Origin of the sequence: Bradyrhizobium sp. KBS0727, from assembly GCF_005937885.2 — a bacterium.
GTDB lineage: Bacteria > Pseudomonadota > Alphaproteobacteria > Rhizobiales > Xanthobacteraceae > Bradyrhizobium.
In genome coordinates this window covers 3141259-3161419 of record NZ_CP042176.1, presented here as the reverse complement: position 1 = coordinate 3161419, position 20161 = coordinate 3141259, and the positions used below count along the sequence as shown (strand labels likewise).

The 20161-nt window shown below is 63.9% G+C and carries 18 protein-coding genes; 8 read left to right on the top strand and 10 right to left on the bottom strand.

Features of this window, described 5'->3' with window-relative positions:
• Window positions 1-61: 61 nt before the first annotated feature.
• From FFI89_RS14400 to FFI89_RS14385, 4 genes are all read left to right on the top strand, one after another.
• The gene (locus FFI89_RS14400; protein WP_138837574.1) at window positions 62-1090 is read left to right on the top strand and encodes a tripartite tricarboxylate transporter substrate binding protein; all 1029 of its coding nucleotides are present in this window, start codon (window positions 62-64) and stop codon (window positions 1088-1090) included.
• On the top strand, window positions 1087-1467 hold the full coding sequence (locus FFI89_RS14395; RefSeq protein ID WP_138837572.1) for a cupin domain-containing protein: 381 nt from the start codon (window positions 1087-1089) through the stop codon (window positions 1465-1467). The genes FFI89_RS14400 and FFI89_RS14395 overlap by 4 nt, the downstream gene beginning before the upstream one ends.
• A gap of 86 nt (window positions 1468-1553) precedes the next feature.
• Window positions 1554-3086, top strand: coding sequence for an amidase family protein (locus FFI89_RS14390; RefSeq protein ID WP_138837570.1), 1533 nt, complete (start codon window positions 1554-1556; stop codon window positions 3084-3086).
• Between the two features lie 86 nt (window positions 3087-3172).
• Window positions 3173-3367, top strand: a complete 195-nt coding sequence (locus FFI89_RS14385) for a hypothetical protein (protein ID WP_138837568.1) — start codon at window positions 3173-3175, stop codon at window positions 3365-3367.
• 21 nt (window positions 3368-3388) lie between these two features.
• On the opposite strand, the gene FFI89_RS14380 is transcribed toward FFI89_RS14385, so the two are convergent.
• The 3 genes from FFI89_RS14380 to FFI89_RS14370 all read right to left on the bottom strand — a co-directional run bounded on the left by FFI89_RS14380 (window position 3389) and on the right by FFI89_RS14370 (window position 8293).
• Entirely contained in the window at window positions 3389-5392 is a 2004-nt protein-coding gene (locus FFI89_RS14380; RefSeq protein ID WP_138837566.1) for a tyramine oxidase, read from the bottom strand.
• A 90-nt stretch (window positions 5393-5482) separates the two neighbouring features.
• Complete coding sequence (locus FFI89_RS14375; protein ID WP_138837564.1) at window positions 5483-6997, bottom strand: MmgE/PrpD family protein; 1515 nt, start codon at window positions 6995-6997, stop codon at window positions 5483-5485.
• 69 nt (window positions 6998-7066) lie between these two features.
• Window positions 7067-8293 carry a CaiB/BaiF CoA-transferase family protein gene (locus FFI89_RS14370; protein ID WP_138837562.1) on the bottom strand — a complete coding sequence of 409 codons (1227 nt, stop codon included), beginning with the start codon at window positions 8291-8293 and terminating at the stop codon, window positions 7067-7069.
• 367 nt (window positions 8294-8660) lie between these two features.
• Between FFI89_RS14370 and FFI89_RS14365 the strand changes: the two genes are divergently transcribed.
• From FFI89_RS14365 to FFI89_RS14355, 3 genes are all read left to right on the top strand, one after another.
• Entirely contained in the window at window positions 8661-8888 is a 228-nt protein-coding gene (locus tag FFI89_RS14365) for a hypothetical protein (protein ID WP_138837560.1), read from the top strand.
• 268 nt (window positions 8889-9156) lie between these two features.
• On the top strand, window positions 9157-10188 hold the full coding sequence (locus FFI89_RS14360; protein WP_138837558.1) for a fatty acid desaturase: 1032 nt from the start codon (window positions 9157-9159) through the stop codon (window positions 10186-10188).
• Between the two features lie 429 nt (window positions 10189-10617).
• On the top strand, window positions 10618-10908 hold the full coding sequence (locus FFI89_RS14355; protein ID WP_210249117.1) for a DUF3551 domain-containing protein: 291 nt from the start codon (window positions 10618-10620) through the stop codon (window positions 10906-10908).
• Between the two features lie 15 nt (window positions 10909-10923).
• Here FFI89_RS14355 and cbbX read toward each other — a convergent pair whose 3' ends face one another.
• Genes cbbX through FFI89_RS14320 form a run of 7 tightly spaced genes read right to left on the bottom strand, consistent with a single transcriptional unit; the run spans window position 10924 to window position 18888 of the window.
• Entirely contained in the window at window positions 10924-11859 is a 936-nt protein-coding gene (cbbX, locus tag FFI89_RS14350; protein WP_138837556.1) for a CbbX protein, read from the bottom strand.
• Entirely contained in the window at window positions 11856-12281 is a 426-nt protein-coding gene (locus FFI89_RS14345) for a ribulose bisphosphate carboxylase small subunit (RefSeq protein WP_138837554.1), read from the bottom strand. The genes cbbX and FFI89_RS14345 overlap by 4 nt, the downstream gene beginning before the upstream one ends.
• Window positions 12282-12292: 11 nt before the next feature.
• The gene (locus tag FFI89_RS14340) at window positions 12293-13753 is read right to left on the bottom strand and encodes a form I ribulose bisphosphate carboxylase large subunit (protein WP_138837552.1); all 1461 of its coding nucleotides are present in this window, start codon (window positions 13751-13753) and stop codon (window positions 12293-12295) included.
• Window positions 13754-13810: 57 nt separating this feature from the next.
• Window positions 13811-14896 carry a class II fructose-bisphosphate aldolase gene (gene fba, locus FFI89_RS14335; protein ID WP_138837550.1) on the bottom strand — a complete coding sequence of 362 codons (1086 nt, stop codon included), beginning with the start codon at window positions 14894-14896 and terminating at the stop codon, window positions 13811-13813.
• Window positions 14897-14925: 29 nt separating this feature from the next.
• Window positions 14926-16962 carry a transketolase gene (gene tkt, locus FFI89_RS14330; RefSeq protein WP_138837548.1) on the bottom strand — a complete coding sequence of 679 codons (2037 nt, stop codon included), beginning with the start codon at window positions 16960-16962 and terminating at the stop codon, window positions 14926-14928.
• A complete protein-coding gene (locus tag FFI89_RS14325) occupies window positions 16959-17834 on the bottom strand; it encodes a phosphoribulokinase (protein ID WP_138837546.1) in 876 nt (291 codons plus the stop codon). Before FFI89_RS14325 ends, tkt begins: the two co-directional genes overlap by 4 nt.
• 16 nt (window positions 17835-17850) lie before the next feature.
• Window positions 17851-18888, bottom strand: a complete 1038-nt coding sequence (locus FFI89_RS14320) for a class 1 fructose-bisphosphatase (RefSeq protein ID WP_138837544.1) — start codon at window positions 18886-18888, stop codon at window positions 17851-17853.
• Window positions 18889-19038: 150 nt separating this feature from the next.
• On the opposite strand from FFI89_RS14320, the gene FFI89_RS14315 reads away from it, so the two are divergent.
• Window positions 19039-20013 (top strand): LysR family transcriptional regulator, encoded by a 975-nt coding sequence (locus tag FFI89_RS14315; RefSeq protein WP_138837542.1) that lies wholly within the window; start codon window positions 19039-19041, stop codon window positions 20011-20013.
• Window positions 20014-20161: the final 148 nt, after the last annotated feature.

The following is a 20161-nucleotide window of genomic DNA, read 5'->3' as shown; positions in this document are numbered from 1 at the left end:
ATTTCCGGTTTGAGATGATCTCATCAGACAATAGCCTTATGCAGGTATGGCGGCATCAACTATGTTGACACTTCAGGAGCGGCCGCACAGGCGGCACGGGAGGCGCAGGCTGGTGACACATTCCCGACGCCAACTTCTCCACCTTGCTGCGGGTGCTGCTGCGCTCCCTGCGCTCTCATCGGTCGCTTGGGCGTATCCTTATCCCTCGAGGCCGGTGCGTATCATTGTCGGCTTTGCCGCTGGCGGCCCGAATGACATCCTTGCGCGTCTGATCGGACAGTGGTTGTCGGAGCGGCTCGGCCAGCCATTCGTCATCGAAAACCGGCCCGGCGCCGGCAGCAATATCGCGACCGAGGCGGTCGTGCGCGCAGTTCCGGATGGAAATACGCTGCTCCTCGTCGGCACGCCAAACGCGATCAACACCACGCTGTACGAAAAGCTCCAGTTCGATTTCATTCGGGACATTGCGCCCGTGGCCGGGTTGATCCGCGGCGCCCTCGTCATGGTGGTCCATCCCTCGGTACCGGCCAAGACGCTTCCCGAGTTCATCGACTATGCCAAGGCGCATCCGGGCAAGCTGTTCTACGGGTCAGGCGGCGTCGGCGGGATCACCCACATCACCGCCGAGCTATTCAAGCAAGAGGCCGGCCTCGATATACAGCATGTGCCCTATCGCGGCGTGGCGCCCGCGCTCACCGATCTGCTTGGTGGTCAGGTGCAGGTCCTCTTTACCAACCTCGCCATCTTGATCGGGTATATCGGGGCCGGCAAGCTGCGCGCGCTCGCGATAACTACGGCGACGCGGTCAGACGCGCTGCCGGACATCCCGACGATAGCCGAGTCCGTCCCCGGATATGAGGCGAGCTCGGTCTTTGGTCTCGGAGCGCCCAGGAACACGCCCACCGAGATCATCAACAAGCTCAACAAGGAGATCAACGCCGCACTCGTCGATCCCGATTTCAAGGCGCGGCTTGCCCACCTGGATGGCACCACGCTTGGCGGCTCGCCCGCCGATTTCGGCAAGCTTATTGCCGACGAAACCGTGAAGTGGGGCAAGGTGATCCAGCTGGCCAATATCAAGCCGGAATGAAGTCGACCGCCAAATGTGGCGCAGAATTGGAGAGAGTTCACGTGCAGCCGCCAAAACCCGAAGGCCGGACGTATGAGGTTGAAAGTCGCGCCTATCACGCCGCTCGGCCCGGTTTCCGCATCGCCGAGATGCAGATCGGTCCGACCCAAACGATACCCTGGCATTATCACACGCAAGTGCAGGACACGTTCTACGTCATAAACGGAACGATACGTCTGTTGGCGCGCGAGCCGGAAGAAGAGGTGTGCCTGACGGTCGGCATGACCTATTCTGTTCGTCCGGGACGCCCTCACCTCGTCGCTAATGCCGGTGACATCTCAGCCGTATTTCTGGTCTTGCAAGGAATGGGCGAACACGATTTTGTCCCGCTCACCTGAAGACGGGCGGCTCGCCGCGCCGCCGCGTGCCTCGACATGCGGCCCGGACGCCCTTAACGTTCGCCACCAGATATGGGAGGCGCGACGTGGCCAAGAAGACCGTGAAGAAGACCGTGAAGAAGAAAACAAAGAGCGTCGCGAAGAAAACGGCGTCCTGGAAAGCCACGAAGAAAACCGCGCCGCGCCCCTCCGCCAAGCCGCGCCCGCCCAAGGGGCCGGTCTGGCAATGGTCCGCCGTGGAGACGGCCGCGGCGATCCGCTCCGGCGCGGTTTCCTCGGTCGAGGTCGTCGAGGCGCATCTCGCGCGGATGCGCGCGGTCAATCCACAACTCAACGCCGTTGTCGTCGATTTGTCCGAAGAAGCGCTCACGGCGGCGAAAGCCGCCGACAGTGCGGCAGCGAGGCGGAACCCCGGCCTGCTGCACGGCGTACCTGTTACCATCAAGGAAAACGTCGACTATGAGGGGCGACCCAACCCCAACGGCGTGCCGGCGCAAATGAGCATCATCGCGCCCTCCGACGCGCCGGTGGTGCACAATCTCAAAAAAGCCGGTGCTGTCGTCATCGGCCTGACCAATACGCCCGAATTTTCGTTCCGCGGCTTCACCGACAACCCGCTGCACGGACTGACGCTGAACCCGTGGGATCCCGAAATCACCTGCGGCGGCTCGTCCGGCGGCGCCGGCGCTGCGGTAGCGGCCGGGATCGGAACCATCGCGCACGGCAACGACATCGGCGGCTCCCTGCGCTGGCCGGCGCATTGCAACGGGATCGCGACCATCAAGCCGACCCAGGGCCGTATCCCCGCCTATAACGAGAGTGCCGCGGCCGAACGGCCGATGCTCGCGCATCTGATGTCGGCGCAGGGGCCGCTGGCACGCAGCGTCGGCGACGTAAGGCTCGCACTCGAAGTCATGAGCGCGCGCGATCCGCGCGACCCGTGGTGGGTGCCGGCGCCCTTGGCCGGCCCGAAACCGAAAGGACCGATCAAGGTCGCGCTGGCAAAACTGCCCGCCGACATGGATGTCGATCCTTCGGTACGTGCTGCGCTGAGAACGGCCGCCGACCATCTCGAGCGCGCCGGCTACCGGGTCAGCGAGGTTGAGGTCCCCGATATCAACGGCGTCTGGCACACCTGGTGCGACATCATCGCCAACGAAACCGTGACGTTGCAGGAAGCCGCGATGCTCAAGGTGGCCTCGGAAGATTTCCACATCGCCTGGAACGGCATCAAGGCGATGGCCAACACGCTCGACCTGCCCGGCTGGATGCGTGCGACAGCGGCCCGCAACGGTCATATCCGCGCCTGGCAGTTGTTCTTCGAGGAATACCCGGTCGTGCTTGCGCCGACGACGGTGAAGCCGACGCCGGGCCCGCGCGAGGATGCGATCAGCCCGGAACGCGCGCGCGAGGTGTTCTGGAACGATCTGCGCTTCATTTCCGCTATCAACGTGCTCGGCCTGCCCTCTGCCGTGGTGCCAGTCGCGCTGCATGCGGGCAAGCCGATCGGCGTGCAGTTGATCGCGGGGCGCTATCGAGAGGATCTCGCGCTCGATGCGGCAGCCGCCGTCGAGAAGCGCGCCGGAATGCTGGTGCGTCAGCTCTGGGAAAGGGGCTGAACTTTCGCGCGCAAACGTGAGGTATCTCACATATCGAAAGACTTTACCGTCCTAGTCTTCCCGCGCTGAGCATGGAGGACGAGACAATGATCCGACTTCAGTGGTCACGGAAGATATTCACGATCGTCGCCGCCGCCGCGATCGTTCTGGCCGGCCTTGCTGGGCTGATGCGTCCAAAGCCGTTTTCCGATTCAGGATTGAGCCCGCAATGGCAATGCAGCAAGACGGCGGGATTCCTGGTTACCTGCACCCATCAACGCAGCCAGGGCCTTATCGGTTGATTATAGGGCTCCGCGCGCGCCCTATTTCACGTCCCGGATCGTCATCGCCGGATTTGATGCGAAGAAATTGTGCGGCATCAAGGTGAAGCCGAACCAGTGGGTCGGCATCACCGGCCAGTCCTCCATCCGCGTGATGTGGTGAAAGCCGACCGTGTACCAGGCGACGATGTCGCGGTTTGAAATCGGCCGGTTGCGCGCGGTCCAGGTTCCTAACGTATCCTTGCCGTCGCTCATCATGGCATAGCGTCCGCCGGCGTAACGCTCGGCCGGCGAATAAGGCGTCACCGAAAGCTGGTAGTGCAGATAGTCGTTGCGCTTCACCGGCGGGTCGTCGGCCGCGAGCAGCGGGTGCACGTAGCTGCCTTCCGGCATCAGCATGTAGCCGGGGTGATGACCGAGCGCACTCTCCACATTGTTGTTGGCGAAATGATAGAGCGCCGGTGAAGCGGACTCGATGCGGGTACGGGCTTCCTGCTCCCGCGCCGGCATCTCATGCGCGACCGCATACATCGAGCGTCGCGGCGAGCCTTTGGGCAGTGATTTCTGCACCAGCCGCTCGCGCATGAAATCGTTGGTGGCACCGTCGACGTCGAGATCGAGGCGGAAGTTGAAGTAGTGGCTGTGGAACGGCGCCACCAGGCCGGGCGCGATCAGCGTGCCCTGCCTGGTGTCATCGGCGGCGGTGGCGTCCTTCATCGATTGGCTGGCCACGCCCTTGACGGCATCGAGACCGGTGGCGCCGACGGCGACGCGGATGCTGCCGTCCTGGTGAAAGACATAGTCGATCAGGTAATCGTAATTGCCGACCTCGGAGGCCGAGCGCACCACGAGTTCGCTCGCCGGACGGCCCTCGGCCGGGACCTGGCGTTGTGCCGACTGCTCGAAGATTTCAAAATGCCGCCAGGCGGGATCGCCGATCGAGCGTTCGAACACGCAGATCGCATCGGGCGTCTGGATCGGCTCGCCATTGTCCTGCGGCATGGTGACCGGGAAGAAGCGTGCATAAGCCGGACAGTCGATCCCCTTGCGCAGCGGGCTCAGCGAGTTGCCAAAACCGTATTCGCCGCTGTCCATATAGGTCCGGAAGTACCAGGCCTTGTCCGCGTCCATGTAGGGCACGAACACTTCGGACAAATGCATCTGGTAGGCGACCGAACGCCAGCGGCTGCCGTCGCGCGCCTCGACCAACGACAGCACCGGCCCCGGCCGCTTGTCGGCGCGCAGATGAAAGCGCCACATGTCCCAGACGATGCGGCCGTCCTCAATCGCGATATTGTCGCCGCCGGGCTGGGCGACGCCGGCGGGCTTTGACTCCGGCCGCAACGCGCCGCGCGCGGCAATCTCGGCTTCCTTGTAGCCCCCGGTGTCACCCGACACCGGCACGGCACCGCTATCGGTGACGTCGAGCACTTTTCTGGTCTTGAGATCGATGGTCGCGAACAGGCCTTCGATCGGGCGCGCCCAGTAGTTGGATCCAACCGGCTTGCCGACACAGGGCACCTTGATCAGGCGGCGGCCCTGGTCTTCCTTGTTGCCGAAATTCCCCGCAGTAAGCGGCAGACAGAAAACCTGATCGGGCGCGAAGCCGCGCTTCGCCAGCGCCTGCACCATGCGCGGATCCGATAGTGCCAAACCGGTCGCGCCGGTGACTTCCTCGAACAGCAGCGCCGGTTCGCCGCTGACCGCCTGCCATGAGGTGACGCGGTTGGCTGCGAGGTCGACGGCCGCTTCATGCACATTGCCGGCCTCACTCACCACGGCCACCGCGCGCCGCGGCAAGGCCATGCCCGGCCGCCACGCCGTGACAACAGCCTTGTCGGGTTCTTCGAGATCGACGCTGTGAACGCGCGCCTTCGGCCCGAGCTTGCCGGCGGCGACAAGAATTTCCTGCACCTGGCGAAGTTCGGTCGCCGTCAGCGCATCGAGCGGATGCACGGGCCGCGCCTCCTGGGCCGAGGCCGCGAACGGCAGAAGCCCCAACAAGGCCACCAGCAGGTACTTCCCCCAAACAGCCGATGCGTTCATGCGCCCTCTCCCGGCAAGCGGAAATTCCGCCAGGGAAGATTGCGCAAGTTTATGGCCGGAGTCTACCGAGCTGCGGGATGGCGGCGGCAATCAGACCCGCGTCGCCGCGATCAGGGTGCCCACCTGCGGCAGGCTCTCGATCCCCCACAGCAGCCGCAACAGATTGTCGATGCGATCGGCGCTGAGGTGTTTCTGTGCCAGCAGGCGGAACTTCTCTTCCATCTCGGCATCGGTCATCGGGTTCTTGAAGTGGCCACGGTGATATTCGACGCGGACGGTCTTGCGCGCCCCCGATTTGAGCACGAGTTCGAGTTCGCACAGGCTGAATTCGTTCTCGGTCCGGTCGGCTTCATCCGACGGCAGGCATTTGACGCGGCCGACGAGGTCGAGCAGGCGCGCGTCGTGCAGATAGGGATCCTCGTAATAGTCGGGATCGATCTTGCCGTACATCAGCATGAGCCCGGCCGCATAGGGGATGCTGTGATCGGCGGTCTCGTGCGTCTGCGGCCGCCACTTGTCGGGGCCTTCAGCCATGATCTTGATCGCGGAGCGCGAGACGTGGATGTTGACGTCTTGGATATCGTCCGGGTTGCTGGCGAATGTCCGCACTTCGAGGGCGGCCTGGGCAACGGTTTGCGAGAACTGGCCGAGCGGAAAGCGCTTGGTGAAGCAGCGGCGGATGCCGAACGGCTCGCCGAGCTGCGGCGGCGAAACCGGCTTGCGGCCCATCACCTTGAAGAAGCCGTAGCTTCCCTCGAACACCTTGCCGGGGCCGGTCATCCCGTTTTGCGCTAGCTGCACCGAAAACATCGCCTTGCGGCAGGCATCGGCCGCCGCAAAGGCCTTCCAGTTTGACAGCGCACCGGAGCGGCCCTGGCGCGTCGCGGTGTTGCCGCCGACCGTGATCCCGATGGCCTGCACCATCTGTTCCGGCGAAAGCCCCATCAGGCTGCCGGCGCCGACCACCGCCGCAATGCCCGTGATGGTCGAATGGTCGATGCCGTTGCCGAGATAGTCGAAGACATCGGCCACCTTGCAGAACACCTCATAGGCCAGCACGGTCGCGGTGACGAGATCCCGTCCGCTGCGTCCGTTCAGTTCGGCCGCCGTCAGCAGAGCCGCAATCGTATCGCTCGGATGCCCGGCGCCATGGGTCAGGCTGACAAAGGCGTCGTTGAAATCGAGGTAGCGGATCATCACGCCGTTGGCGAACACCGCAAGATCGGGACTGGTACGGATGCCGCTGAACAGAACGGTCGCGCTTTGCTTCGCACTGACGTCGCCGGCGAGCTTTTGCGCAATCCGGCTCGGCCCCGCGGTGTAGCCGCCGAACGCGCAGCCAACCGTGTCGAGGATCGTGCGTTTGGCGATGCGCACGACATCGTCAGGCAGGTCCTCGTATTTCAGCCCGGCGGCATAGCGCGCAAGGGTTTCGGCAAGCGTGACCTGATCGGTTGCCGCTGCCGCGGGGCGATCGGCCTTCTCCTCCGCGATCGCCGGAAACACCTGCGTACCCACGGCAAGGCCGGCGGCGAGCTGCTTGAGAAACCGCCGGCGCCCGCGTTGCGGCGACCTGCGCCGGCTCGTGTCCTCGGCGGGCTCCATCGGCTTCTCCCGGTGCTGGCGTTCGCGAAGCCTTCAGTTGGTTGCCGGTCGGATGTGAAGCTAAGGTCCTTACACGATCTTCTGCTTCTTCAGCGCCTCGACCTTCGCCTCATCATAACCGATCGTCGCCAGCACGTCACTGGTGTCGGCCCCTAACAGCGGCGGCGCGCGATAATCCTTGATCGGCGTACCCGAGAACGTCAGGGGATTGCGGACCAGCGCCAGCTCCGGTTCGAAGGGATGGTTGACCTTGATCTTCATGCCGCGCGACTGCACGTGCGGATCGTCGAACACCTGCGCGAAATCGTTGATCGGACCGGAGGGCACACCGGCCTTCTCCAGTTCGTCCAGCCAATAGGCCACGGGCTTCTTCAGGAACAATCCGGCGAAGATCGCCATGATCTCCTTGCCGTGCACGACGCGGTCGTTGTTCTTGACGAAGCGCGGATCGGTCGCGAGTTCGGTTGCGCCGAGCACGGCGCAGGTGCGCGCGAATTGGCCGTCGTTGCCGACCACCAGCATCAGTTCGCCATCGGTGCAGCGGAACACGCCGGCCGGCATGCCGCCATTGCCCCAGGTGCCGCGCCGCGGCGGGGTCTGGCCGTTGACGAGAAAGATCTGCACATAATGCGACAGCGAGGCGATCACGGTGTCGAACAGGCAAACGTCGACATGCTGCCCCTCGCCGCCGCGGGCATCGCGATGATAGAGCGCCGACAGAATGCCGATCGATGAGTTCATACCGGTCATGTAGTCGACGATGGAAGGGCCGACCTTCATCGGGCCGGCGCCGGGCTCACCGTCGAGATGGCCGGTGACACTCATCAGCCCGCCCATCGCCTGCAAGATCGCGTCGTAACCCGCGCGCGGCGCATAGGGTCCGGTCTGGCCGAAGCCGGTCACCGAGCAATAGATGATGCCGGGGTTGATGGCCTTGATCGATTCATAGTCGAGCCCGTAGCGCTTGAGGTCGCCGACCTTGTAGTTCTCCATCATCACGTCGCAGGACTTTGCGAGTTCGCGGATGATCTCCTGGCCCTCGGGGCTTGCGATATTGACGGTGACGGATTTCTTGCCGCGGTTGGCGCACAGGTAGAACGAGTTGTTGTTGTTGGCCTTGCCTTCGGGATCGGTGAGATAGGGCGGGCCGAAGGCGCGCGCGTCGTCGCCGCCGCCCGGCCGTTCGATCTTGATCACCTCGGCGCCGAGATCCGCCAGCATCTGCGCCGAGAGCGGCCCTGCGAGCACGCGCGTCAGGTCGAGAATCTTGATGCCCGAAAGTGGCAGAGCCGACATGTAACTTCCTCCGAAGATTTTGATCTTGTGGCGCGGGACATGGTCCGGCGCGTGGCGTGGCTTGCCGATACACTATTTTGCAGGCTTGAGCCCTGCGCTGGTGGCATGACCGTATCCGCCAGCGGCGCGTAAGGTCCGGAAACAGCGACGTTGCCGTCGCGACGTTTTGTCCGAAGGGACGCGGAATTCGCAATTTTCCCCTCTTCTACGCCCCGGACCAGCCTTCGTTCCCTCCGCCCGCTCCCGTAACGCGTCGGCCGGCGTCCACTTCACGCTTTTTTTTTGCGCTGCCGTAACATCCCCCGCCTATCCTGCCGGAGCCGGACACCTCCCGAAGCTTGTTGAAACTTCGAAGGAGAAATAATCCATGACGATCTTCACCGACCGTGACCTGGAACGCGTGGCCAGCTTGCGAATGAACTGGCGAAGGGCATTTCTGCTTGAGCTGGCTCGCCTCCGGCAAGAGCGGGATATCGAAAAAACCCGGGATCGCCTGCCGTCGGCGGAGGCGGCCAATATTCGACCATCCGCCGATAGCAAGCGCACGATTTCGTGGCCCGCGACCTCGCGCCCCGCCGATCGGTTTATTTCCTAATTAATTGATATATAATAATTTTTACGATTACCGGTGGCGGTTCCCATGGCTCTTGGGAACAGTCTGTCGCACCCTCTTTGCCGCGGTCGAGACTCGCTAGCTGTGCCTGAATCGGGTAAGTGAACCCTGCCTTGCGCTGGCAGCACCGGAAACAAATCGGTGCCCCTCCGGCTCGGAGCGACCATAAAGCGCAATGCCGTCCGGCCCGGTGGGTCGGCCCGACGGTAATGAGGCAAACCCAGCTCAAATCTCGTCAGGTGACTTTCGAATGGATCAAGAACCGACCCATGCCTCCACTGCGTCCGCGTCCCGCGCGCTGGCCCATGCGCTCTCCGGCTATCGCGAGCCGAATTCCGGACGCAGCACGTTCGAGATCGCGATCACGGCGATACCGTTCGTCCTGATCTGGGTTCTGATGTGGGCCGGGCTCGCCGAAGGCTACTGGATCTGTCTGGTGCTGGCGCTGCCGGCCGCGGGTTTTCTGGTGCGCCTGTTCATGATCCAGCACGATTGCGGCCACGGCTCCTTCTTCCGCCATCGCATGGCGAACGATTGGGTCGGACGGGTCATCGGCGTGCTGACATTGACGCCGTACGATGTCTGGCGGCGCGCACACACCCTGCACCACGCCGGCGCCGGCAATCTCGACCGCCGCGGCATCGGCGACATCGATACCCTGACGGTGTCGGAATATCGCGCGCTCTCCAGGCGCGGCCGGATATTGTACCGCCTGTACCGGCATCCGGTCGTGATGTTCGGTCTCGGTCCGGCCTATGTGTTCATCCTGCAGCAGCGATTGCCGACCGGCGGAATGCGCGCCAGCTGGCAGGCCTGGCTCAGCGCGATGGCGACGAACGCCGCGATCGCGGTGCTGGTGGCCACCATGATCTGGCTGGTTGGCATCGGCCTGTTCCTGCTGGTGCAGTTGCCGATCACGCTGCTCGCCGCCTCGATCGGCGTCTGGCTGTTCTACGTCCAGCACCAGTTCGAGGATACGTTCTGGGATCGCGGCGAGACCTGGAACGTGCACGAAGCGGGCCTGCACGGCAGCTCGCATTATGACCTGCCCGGCGTGCTGCGCTGGTTCACCGCCAACATCGGCGTGCACCATGTCCACCATCTGTGCAGCCGCATCCCCTATTATCGGCTGCCGCAGGTGTTGCGGGATCATCCGCAGCTCGTGGAGCTCGGACGGCTCACGCTGCTTCGAAGCCTCGGCTGCGTGCGCCAGGTGCTGTGGGACGAGCGGCAGCGCAAGCTGATCTCGTTTCGCGAGATGCGCGCCCTGCCGACGGGCTAGCGACCTCGGCCGCTTCGACGACGGACATGTCGACGACGGCCGCGGCTCATCCACAGCATGCGGCCGAACGGCTTCGCCCGCCCAAGCGGATATCACCGATCCTGCCTGCTCCCGGCCGGATTGCGAATCAGTGTCGTGCTAATCAGCTACCGACAAGGCCAGAAAACTTAACGCTCCCAATAACGCGACCCACACCAGGAATAGGTCCACCTGCATCAATGTTCTCCCGATTTCCGGTGAACAACCTTGCATAAAGTGGGCCAACCCCGATGGCGTGGCGAGCCGCCAATCTGCGCGCCTTTCTCGCCGACGAATCAGCCAGCCGTGACTGGCATTTTATCACTCGCCGCCTATGTTCTGACCACGCGGCCCGCGAACACGCGGGGCTGGGAGCGGAACGTCACCGTCTGACTAAGGGAGGACGCCAGAATGCAACGGCCACAACGCCACACCCACGCGCGATCACTGGCTTTGGCAATTCTGACGATCGCAACAGCGTCGCTCGCCGGACCGGCGCGGGCGCAGACCTACGATCCGAACTACCCGGTCTGCCTTCAGATCTACCAGGGCGGCATCGCCGACTACTACTTCGAATGCGCCTACACATCGATGCCCCAGTGCCAGGCCTCGGCCTCCGGCCGTGCGGCGCAGTGCGTGGTCAATCCGTATTACGGCAAGGGCAAGCCGGCGCCGCGCAAGAAACAACCCCGCACGTATTGAGAATAAGCCGCACCCTCACCCGCTAGAGCCGTTCGAAAACACCCGGCTCGCGAGCACATCCGACGCCTCCAGCGACATGATGTCGGAGGCCGTCAGCACGCGGTCGAGATCGGCGACGAGCCGGTTGGCCTGGCGCAACCGCATGCGATCCAGCGCGTTGCGGATCGAGCGGGCGTTGGAGAACAGCGGCTGGGTCTTGCGCAGCGCGATGTAGCGGACGAACGCCGCACGTGCCTCGGTGCTGAACTTGTAGTTCATGTCCCGCAGCATCAGTTCGGCAATGGCCAGCAATTCATCGTCGGCATAATCGGGGAAATCGATGTGGTGGGCGATGCGCGAGCGGAAGCCGGGATTGCTGCCGAAGAACTTGTCCATGCGGTCGCCGTAGCCGGCCAGGATCACCACCAGGTCCTCGCGCTGCGACTCCATCACCTGCAGCAGGATCTCGATCGCCTCCTGACCGTAGTCGCGCTCGTTGTCGGGCCGGTGCAGGTAGTAAGCTTCGTCGATGAACAGCACGCCGCCCATCGCCTTCTTGAGTATCTCCTTGGTCTTGGGCGCGGTGTGGCCGATATATTGCCCGACCAGTTCGTCGCGTGTCACCGACACCACCTGACCGCGGCGCACGAAGCCAAGCTTGTGCAGAATGCTGGCGATCCGCAGCGCCACCGTGGTCTTGCCGGTCCCGGGATTGCCGGTGAACGACATGTGCAGCGTCGGCACGTCAGAGGTCAGCCCCATCCGCTTGCGGATGAGTTCGATCAGCAGCAGCGAAGCAATTTCGCGGATGCGGGTCTTGACCGGCTTCAGCCCGATCAACTCGCGATCGAGCTGATCGAGCACGTCGCCGATCCCGACCTCATTGAACTCGCGGCGCAGGTCAACCCGCGCGGCCGGCGAACTTTCGCCGGCCTCCGGGGCAACGACGGAGGGAACCGCCGACGCGCTCATTTGCCACCGTAACGAACGCCCTCGGGACGATCGACCGCATAGGATTTCGTGGTGTAGCGGATGTTGCGGCCCTCGACCTCCTGCCGCTCAAGCCGGAAGCCGGGCTCGTCCTTCGGACGGTTGACGATGAAGGACATCCGCACCGACTCCCAGCCGGGACTGGAGTCGAACGCCGACATCCGGATGTAGCTGTTGCCATAGACCTTGCGGCATTCGTTGAGTTCCATCATGACGCCGGCGGCATCGCGCAGGTCGAACATCGGCAGCCCCCACATTTCCCAGAAGGTGTTGCGGGGATGCGGATCGTCGGTGAACTCGATGTTCACCGCCCAGCCCTTGCCGAGACAATATTGAACCTGCGCCGATATCTGTGCGTCGGTGAGATCGGGCAGGAACGAAAAGCAGCCTTGGGTAACGCGCATGGTCCTGCTCCTTACATCGAGACGCTGGCGGTGGGGGCGTAGTCGGGCATGTCGGTCGATTCGTAATTGAAGGTGACGTCCTTCCAGACCTCGAGCGCGGCTTTCAACGGCGTACAGGTCTGCGCGGCCCTGGCGAGAATTTCCGGTCCCTCGTGCAGGTAGTCGCGGCCTTCGTTGCGGGCCAGAATCATCGCTTCCAGCGCGACGCGGTTGGCGGTGGCGCCGGCCTGGATGCCCATCGGATGGCCGATGGTGCCGCCGCCGAATTGCAGCACGACATCTTCTCCCAAATGGTCGAGCAACTGGTGCATCTGGCCGGCGTGAATGCCGCCCGAGGCCACCGGCATCAACTTGTTGAGGCTCGCCCAGTGCTGGTCGAAGAACACGCCGTGTTCGAGCCTTGCGGGATTATAGTCCTCGCGGCAGATGTCGTAGTAGCCACGCGTGGTCGCGGGATCGCCCTCCAGCTTGCCGACCACAGTGCCGGCGTGGATGTGATCGACCCCGGCCAGCCGCATCCATTTCGCGATCACCCGGAACGAGACGCCGTGGTTGCGCTGCCGCGTGTAGGTCGAGTGCCCTGCCCGGTGCAGATGCAGGATCATGTCGTTGCGGCGCGCCCATTTCGCCATCGACTGGATCGCGGTGTAGCCGATCACGAGATCGATCATGATGACGACGGAGCCGAGCTGCTTGGCGAACTCGGCGCGCTCGTACATGTCCTCCATGGTGCCGGCGGTGACGTTGAGATAGGTGCCCTTGACCTCGCCGGTGGCGGCCTGCGCCTTGTTGACGGCTTCCATGCAATAGAGGAAACGCTCGCGCCAGTGCATGAAGGGCTGCGAGTTGATGTTCTCGTCGTCCTTGGTGAAGTCGAGCCCGCCCTTCAGCGCCTCATAGACCACGCGGCCGTAATTGCGGCCGGACAGTCCGAGCTTTGGCTTCACGGTGGCGCCGAGCAGCGGGCGGCCGAACTTGTCCATCCGCTCGCGTTCGACCACGATCCCGGTCGCCGGCCCCTGGAACGTCTTCACATAGGCCACCGGCAACCGCATGTCCTCGAGCCGCAGCGCCTTCAGCGGCTTGAACCCGAACACGTTGCCGATGATCGAGGCCGAGAGATTGGCGATCGAGCCGTTCTCGAACAGGTCGAGGTCATAGGCGATATAGGCGAAGTATTGCCCCGGCGAGTTCGGCACCGGATCGACGCGGTAGCATTTGGCGCGGTATTTCTCCGCAGCGGTTAGACGATCAGTCCACACCACCGTCCAGGTCGCGGTCGAGGACTCACCGGCGACCGCCGCCGACGCCTCGATCGGATCGACACCGTCCTGCGGCGTCACCCGGAATAGCGCAATGATGTCGGTGTCCTTGGGCTCATAGTCGGGCTCCCAATAGCCCATCTTCTTGTATTCCATCACGCCGGACTTGTAGCGATCCTTGCCGCGGACGGTCATCGAGAGCTCGTTCATGCTGGTCTCCTCCGGTTTAGTTGGCGGCGCGGCTAAAGTGATCGAAAATCCCTCATCTCATTCGGCGGCATCGGCCATCGATCCGATCCGGGGATCGAGGCTACCGCTGCGATAGCGTTTCGCCATTTCGGCGAGCGGCAGCACCTTGATTTTCGCAGCGTTGCCCGCGGTGCCGAACTGTTCAAAGCGCTCGCGGCAGAGGTCGCGCATCGCATCCATCGCCGGCTTCAGGAACTTGCGCGGATCGAATTCGCTTTTGGTTTGGGTCGCGACCTTGCGAAAGGCCGCCGTCATCGCCAGCCGGCAATCGGTATCGATGTTGACCTTGCGGACACCGTGCTTGATGCCGCGAGCGATCTCCTCGACCGGCACGCCCCAGGTCTGCGGCATCTCGCCGCCGAACGCGTTGAACATGTCCTGCAGCGGCTGCGGTACCGAGGACGAGCCGTGCATCACCAGATGGGTGTTCGGCAGCCGGCGATGGATTTCCTCGACCACGTTCATGGCCAGGATGTCGCCGTCCGGCTTGCGCGAGAATTTGTAGGCGCCGTGCGAGGTGCCCATCGCAATCGCCAGCGCATCCACCCGGGTGGCGCGGACGAAATCGACCGCCTGGTCCGGATTGGTCAGGAGTTGGTCGTGGCTGACCTTGCCCTCGACGCCGTGGCCGTCTTCCTGCTCGCCGCCGCCATGTTCGAGCGAGCCGAGCACGCCGAGTTCGCCTTCCACTGAGGCGCCGATCCAGTGCGCCATCTCGACCACGCGGCGGGTGATGTCGACATTGTAGTCGTAGTCCGCCGCAGTCTTGGCGTCGGCCTTCAGCGAGCCGTCCATCATGACCGAGGTAAAGCCGTGCTGGAGCGCGGTGGCGCAGGTCGATTCCTCGTTGCCGTGGTCCTGGTGCATGCAGAGCGGGATCTGCGGGTACATTTCCTCCAGCGCATCGATCATCTTTGCCAGCATGATGTCGTGGGCGTAGGACCGCGCCCCGCGCGAGGCCTGGATGATGACGGGCGCGTCGACCGACGCCGCTGCGTCCATGATCGCCAGCCCCTGCTCCATATTGTTGATGTTGAAGGCCGGCACGCCGTAGCCGTGCTCGGCCGCGTGATCCAGCAACTGCCTCAGTGTAATGCGTGCCATCGCTTCCTCTCAGTTCTCCAGAGAATTGATCAACCCGCTGCGGCCATCCGCGACCGCGCGAGGGCTTGCAGCGCCTTGGTGGCGACCGCCTCGGCGGTGATGCCGAATTCGCGGTACAGCACCTCGGCCGGCGCCGACGCGCCGAAGCCGGTCATGCCGACGAACTCGCCGCCATCGCCGAGCCAGCGCGCCCACTCGCCTTCGACCGCGGCCTCGACGCCGATCCGCGGGCCGCGTCCGAGCACATCGGCCCGGTATTCGCGGGATTGCCGGCGAAACAATTCGAAACACGGCGCCGAGACGACGGCCGCACGAACGTTGTCTGCCGCCAGCAGTTTTGCCGCCCGCAGCGCGATCGACACTTCGGAGCCGGTTGCGATCAGCGTGACATCGCGGCCGCCCTCCGGCTCGGCGACGACATAGGCGCCGAGCGCCACCCGGTTGGTATCGTCGGCCGCGCTGCGAAATACCGGGAGCGCTTGCCGCGACAGGCACAGCACCGACGGGCTGGCCTTAGCGCGAAGTGCGCAATCCCACGCCTCCGCCGTCTCGACGGCGTCGCCGGGGCGAAACACCAAAAGGTTCGGTATCGCCCGCAACGCGGCGAGGTGTTCGACCGGCTGATGCGTCGGACCGTCTTCGCCGAGCCCGATGGAATCATGCGTCATCACGTGGATGACGCGCACGCCCATCAGCGCGGCAAGCCGGATGGCGGGGCGGCTGTAATCGGCAAAGGTGAGGAACGTGCCGCCATAGGGGATGAAGCCACCATGCAGCGCGATGCCGTTCATCGCCGCCGCCATGGCGTGCTCGCGGACGCCATAATGGACATAGCTTCCCGCGAACGCGCCGGAACGGACCGCCTGATGCGTCTTCGCCCTGGTCAGGTTCGAGTGCGTGAGGTCGGCCGAGCCGCCAAGCAGGTTCGGCAGCGCCTCGGCGATGGCGTCAATCACGAGCTGGGAAGCCTGCCGGGTCGCGATATCAGGACGATCGGCGCCGAAGCGTCCGCGTAGCCGCGCCATTGCATCGACATAGCCGCAGGGCAGATTGCGGTTCAGCGCATCATGAAACGCCGAGCGTTCTCCCGATTGGGGCCGCCGGGTGCGCTCGATCCAGGCCAGGCGCGCATCATGCCCGCGCGCGCCGGCCTCGCGCCAGGCATCGCGCACGGCCTCCGGCACTTCGAACGGCGCGTGCGGCCAGTTCAGGGCGTCACGGGTTTTTTCGATTTCCTCCGCGCCCAGCGGCGCGCCATGTGCCTTCTCCGTGCCCTGGCGGTTAGGCGCGCCGAAGCCGATCAACGTCCGGCAGGCGATCAGCGACGGCCGGTCGCTGTGCCGCGCCTGCTCGATCGCAGCAGTGATGGCGGCGGGATCATGGCCGTCGATCCGGCAGGCCGACCAGCCCGAGGCCGCAAAGCGCGCAAGCTGGTCGTCCGAGCACGACAGCGACGTCGATCCGTCGATCGAGATTTCGTTGTCGTCGAACAGCACGATCAGCCGGTTGAGCTTGAGGTGCCCGGCCAGCGAAATCGCTTCGTGGCTGAGGCCTTCCATCAGGCAGCCGTCGCCGGCAATGACATAGGTATAGTGATCGACAAAGTCCTCGCCGAAGCGGGCGTGCATCAGCCGTTCGGCCAGTGCCATGCCGACCGCGGTGGCGATGCCCTGCCCCAACGGCCCCGTCGTGGTCTCGACACCCGGCGTATGGCCGTATTCGGGATGGCCTGGGGTTTTGGATCCCCATTGCCGGAATGCCCTGAGCTCCTCCAGCGTCACGCCTTCGTAACCGGTCAGATGCAGCAGCGCATATAGAAGCATCGAGCCGTGACCGGCCGACAGCACAAATCGGTCGCGGTCGGGCCAGGCGGGATCTGCCGGATCGAACTTGAGAAAGCGCGTGAACAGCACGGTGGCGACATCGGCCATGCCCATCGGCATGCCCGGGTGACCGGACTTCGCCTTCTCGACGGCGTCGATCGCCAGAAAGCGGATCGCGTTGGCCATGTCCGCATGCGAAACCTCGGGACGGCTGGCAATACAGGCGAGAGCTGGAGCGTTCATATCGTGCGCCTCTTGCGTTCCATGAGCTGCAGAATCAGCGGGGTGAGGATGAGCTGCATCGCGAGATCCAGCTTCGATCCGTGGATCACGATCGAATTGGCGCGCGACATGAAGCTGTTCGGGATCATCGACAGCAGATACGGAAAATCGATGCCGCGTGGATTTTTCAGCCGGATCACCACCATCGATTCATCCGGCGTCGGGATCCACCGCGCGATGAACGGGTTCGAGGTGTCGACCGTCGGCACGCGCTGGAAATTGATGTCGGTCTCGGCAAATTGCGGACAGATATAGTTCACGTAGTCCGGCATCCGCCGCAGGATCGTGTCGGTGACGGCTTCCTGGGTGTAGCCGCGATCCCGGCGGTCGCGGTGCAGCTTCTGGATCCACTCCAGATTGATGACGGGAACGACTCCGATCTTGAGGTCGGCGTGCTGGGCGATATTGACCTTGTCGGTCACCACGGCGCCGTGCAGGCCTTCGTAAAACAAGAGGTCGGACTTTTCCGGCAGCGGGCCCCACGCGGTGAAGGTGCCGGGTGCCGCACCGTATAACTTGGCTTCGTCCTCGTCGTGAACGTAATGACGGGTGTTGCCGGTTCCGGACTCGCCGTAGTCGCGGAAGACTTTCTCCAGCTCCTCGAACAGGTTGGTTTCCGGGCTGAAGTGGCTGAAGTGCCTGTTGCCCTTCTCGCCCTCCTCCTGCATCTTCGTGCGCATCTCGACGCGGTTGTAGCGATGAAACGCATCGCCCTCGATATAGGCGGCGGCAACCTTCTCGCGGCGGAAGATGTTCTCGAACGTCTTCTTTACCGAGGTCGTGCCGGCGCCCGACGAACCCGTGATCGATATGATGGGATAGCTGCGCGACATCTGCTTTGTCCCCGGCTCAGCGAAACAGACCGCGTCGCGCAAACAGCGGCGCGTCGCTATTGTCGAACATCGGTTCGATCCCTTCGTGAATCGCGGCGACGTCGCGCACGCCGCGCACCGAGCCCATGATCAGCGGCACGCGCTGGTGCGGCGTTCGTGCCGAGACCTCGAGGATGCGCCGGCGGCCGGTGGTCGCGGAACCTCCCGCCCACTCCATGATCAGCGCCATCGGGTGCGCCTCGTATAGAAGACGTAAGCGTCCTTCGCGGTATCCCGGGCGCGCGTCGGCCGGATAAAGGAACACGCCGCCGCGGACGAGAATGCGAAGCGACTCCGCCACCAGCGAGCCGATCCAGCGCATGTTGAAATCGGCCCCGCCGTTGCCGCTGGTGCCGGCAAGGCATTCGTCGATATAGGCCCGCACCGGCCCGTGCCAGTGCCGCCGGTTCGAGGCGTTGATGGCGAATTCCGGCGTGTTGGATGCGATCCTGACGCGCGGCGCGACCAGCAGGAATTCACGTGCGCGCCGGTCGAGAATGAAGATGTCGACACGCCCGTTGTGCGCCAGCACCAGCGTGGTTTGGGGACCGTAGACCACGAAGCCCGCGGCGCATTGCGCCGTGCCGGGCTCGAAGAAGGTGGAGACCACGTCGCTGCCGCGCCGACGGATCGAGAAGATGGTTCCGACCGAAATGTTGTTCTCGAGATTGGCGGAGCCATCCAGCGGATCGATCGCAATACAAAGCGGTGCGGCGACGTCGAGGATTTCGGGCAATTCCTGTTCTTCGGACAGAATGGCGGCCACGGGGGTTCCGATCAGCGCGCGGCGCATCATCCCGTCCGCGGCAAGATCGATGTCCTTTTGCGCATCGCCGTCGGAATTCACCCCGCTAAGGCGGCCGGTGATGCCGGCCAGCGGGCCGTCGGCAATGAGGTCGGCAAGCTCAATCGATGCGGCGGCGATCGCAGCGATCACGGCGGCGACTGCTGCGCCATCAGGCGTTTCCGCCCCCGGGCGATCGAGATGCGAACGCAACGTCACGCGTTCATCCATGGCCGTTCCCCTGTCGCTGCCCTCTGCGGGGCCACTTCAATGCGCGGTGCCATCAGGCAACCCGCGCCCTAACAACATCCCAATTTGCCAAATTAGTGAAATTTTCTTATCTTTGGCCGTAGCAAAGTTTTCCTTATAAAGGTGACGACGATGCCGAGCCGGTTTCTGCGGGAATTGACCCTTCGCCAGCTGCGCGCGCTGGCCGCCGTTCATCGCGACCGTTCGGTCACGGCTGCGGCCAAAAAACTGCATCTGACGCAGCCCGCGGTGACGCTGCAGATCCGCAATCTGCAGACGCTGGCGGGCCTGCCGCTGATTCAGCGCACCAGTGACGGCATGCTCTTGACCGACGCAGGGCGCGAGGTGCTCGCCCTCACCGAGCGCATCGAGGCCGCGATCGCCGACTGCGAGACTTCGCTGGAAATGATGGCGGGCAAGACCGCGGGTAAGATCTCGATCGGCGCCGTCAGCACCTCGAAATATTTCGTGCCGTTCATGATCTCCGGATTTTCAAAACTCCACCCGAACATCGACGTCACGCTCTCGATCGGAAACCGCGAGGAGATCGGCAACGCCCTGCGCGGCTACGATCTCGACTTCGCGATCATGGGCCGCCCGCCGGTGGACGTCGACGTGGATATCCGCCTGATCGGGGACCATCCGCATGTCATCATTGCGCCCACCAGCCACCGGCTGGCGCGAAAATCCCGCCTCACCTTGAGCGATCTCGCGGACGAGACGTTTCTGACGCGCGAACCCGGCTCGGGCACCCGCGGGCTGATGGAACAACTGTTGGAAAGTGCCGGCGTCCGCCCCAATATCGGCATGGCGATGAGCAGCAACGAGACCATCAAGCAGGCGGTCATCGCCGGCCTCGGCATCGCCTTCATCTCCGCCCACACGGTGGCAACCGAACTCGACGAACGGCGGCTGGTGACGCTCGACGTGGTGGGCCTGCCCGTTGTCAGGCAATGGTTCGTGCTGTCGCGCAAGGACAAGGTCCTGCTGCCACCGGCCCGCGCCATGCTGGATTTCCTGGGCGCTCGGGGCGCCCAGTTCCTGCCGAGAACCCATGGACGGGTCCGTATCACCCGGCCATCGGTGCGCCCCAAGCGAGGGCGATGACTGTCCTGTTACGCGTCAACTGCGAGGAGCAGTTGCGACGAAGCAATCCAGACTTTTGGTCAGGCTGGATGGATTGCTCGCTTCGCTCGCAATGACGGGCCTACGCCACCTTGGCGCGGCCAATGGCTCAAAGCCACAGCCCTGTGGT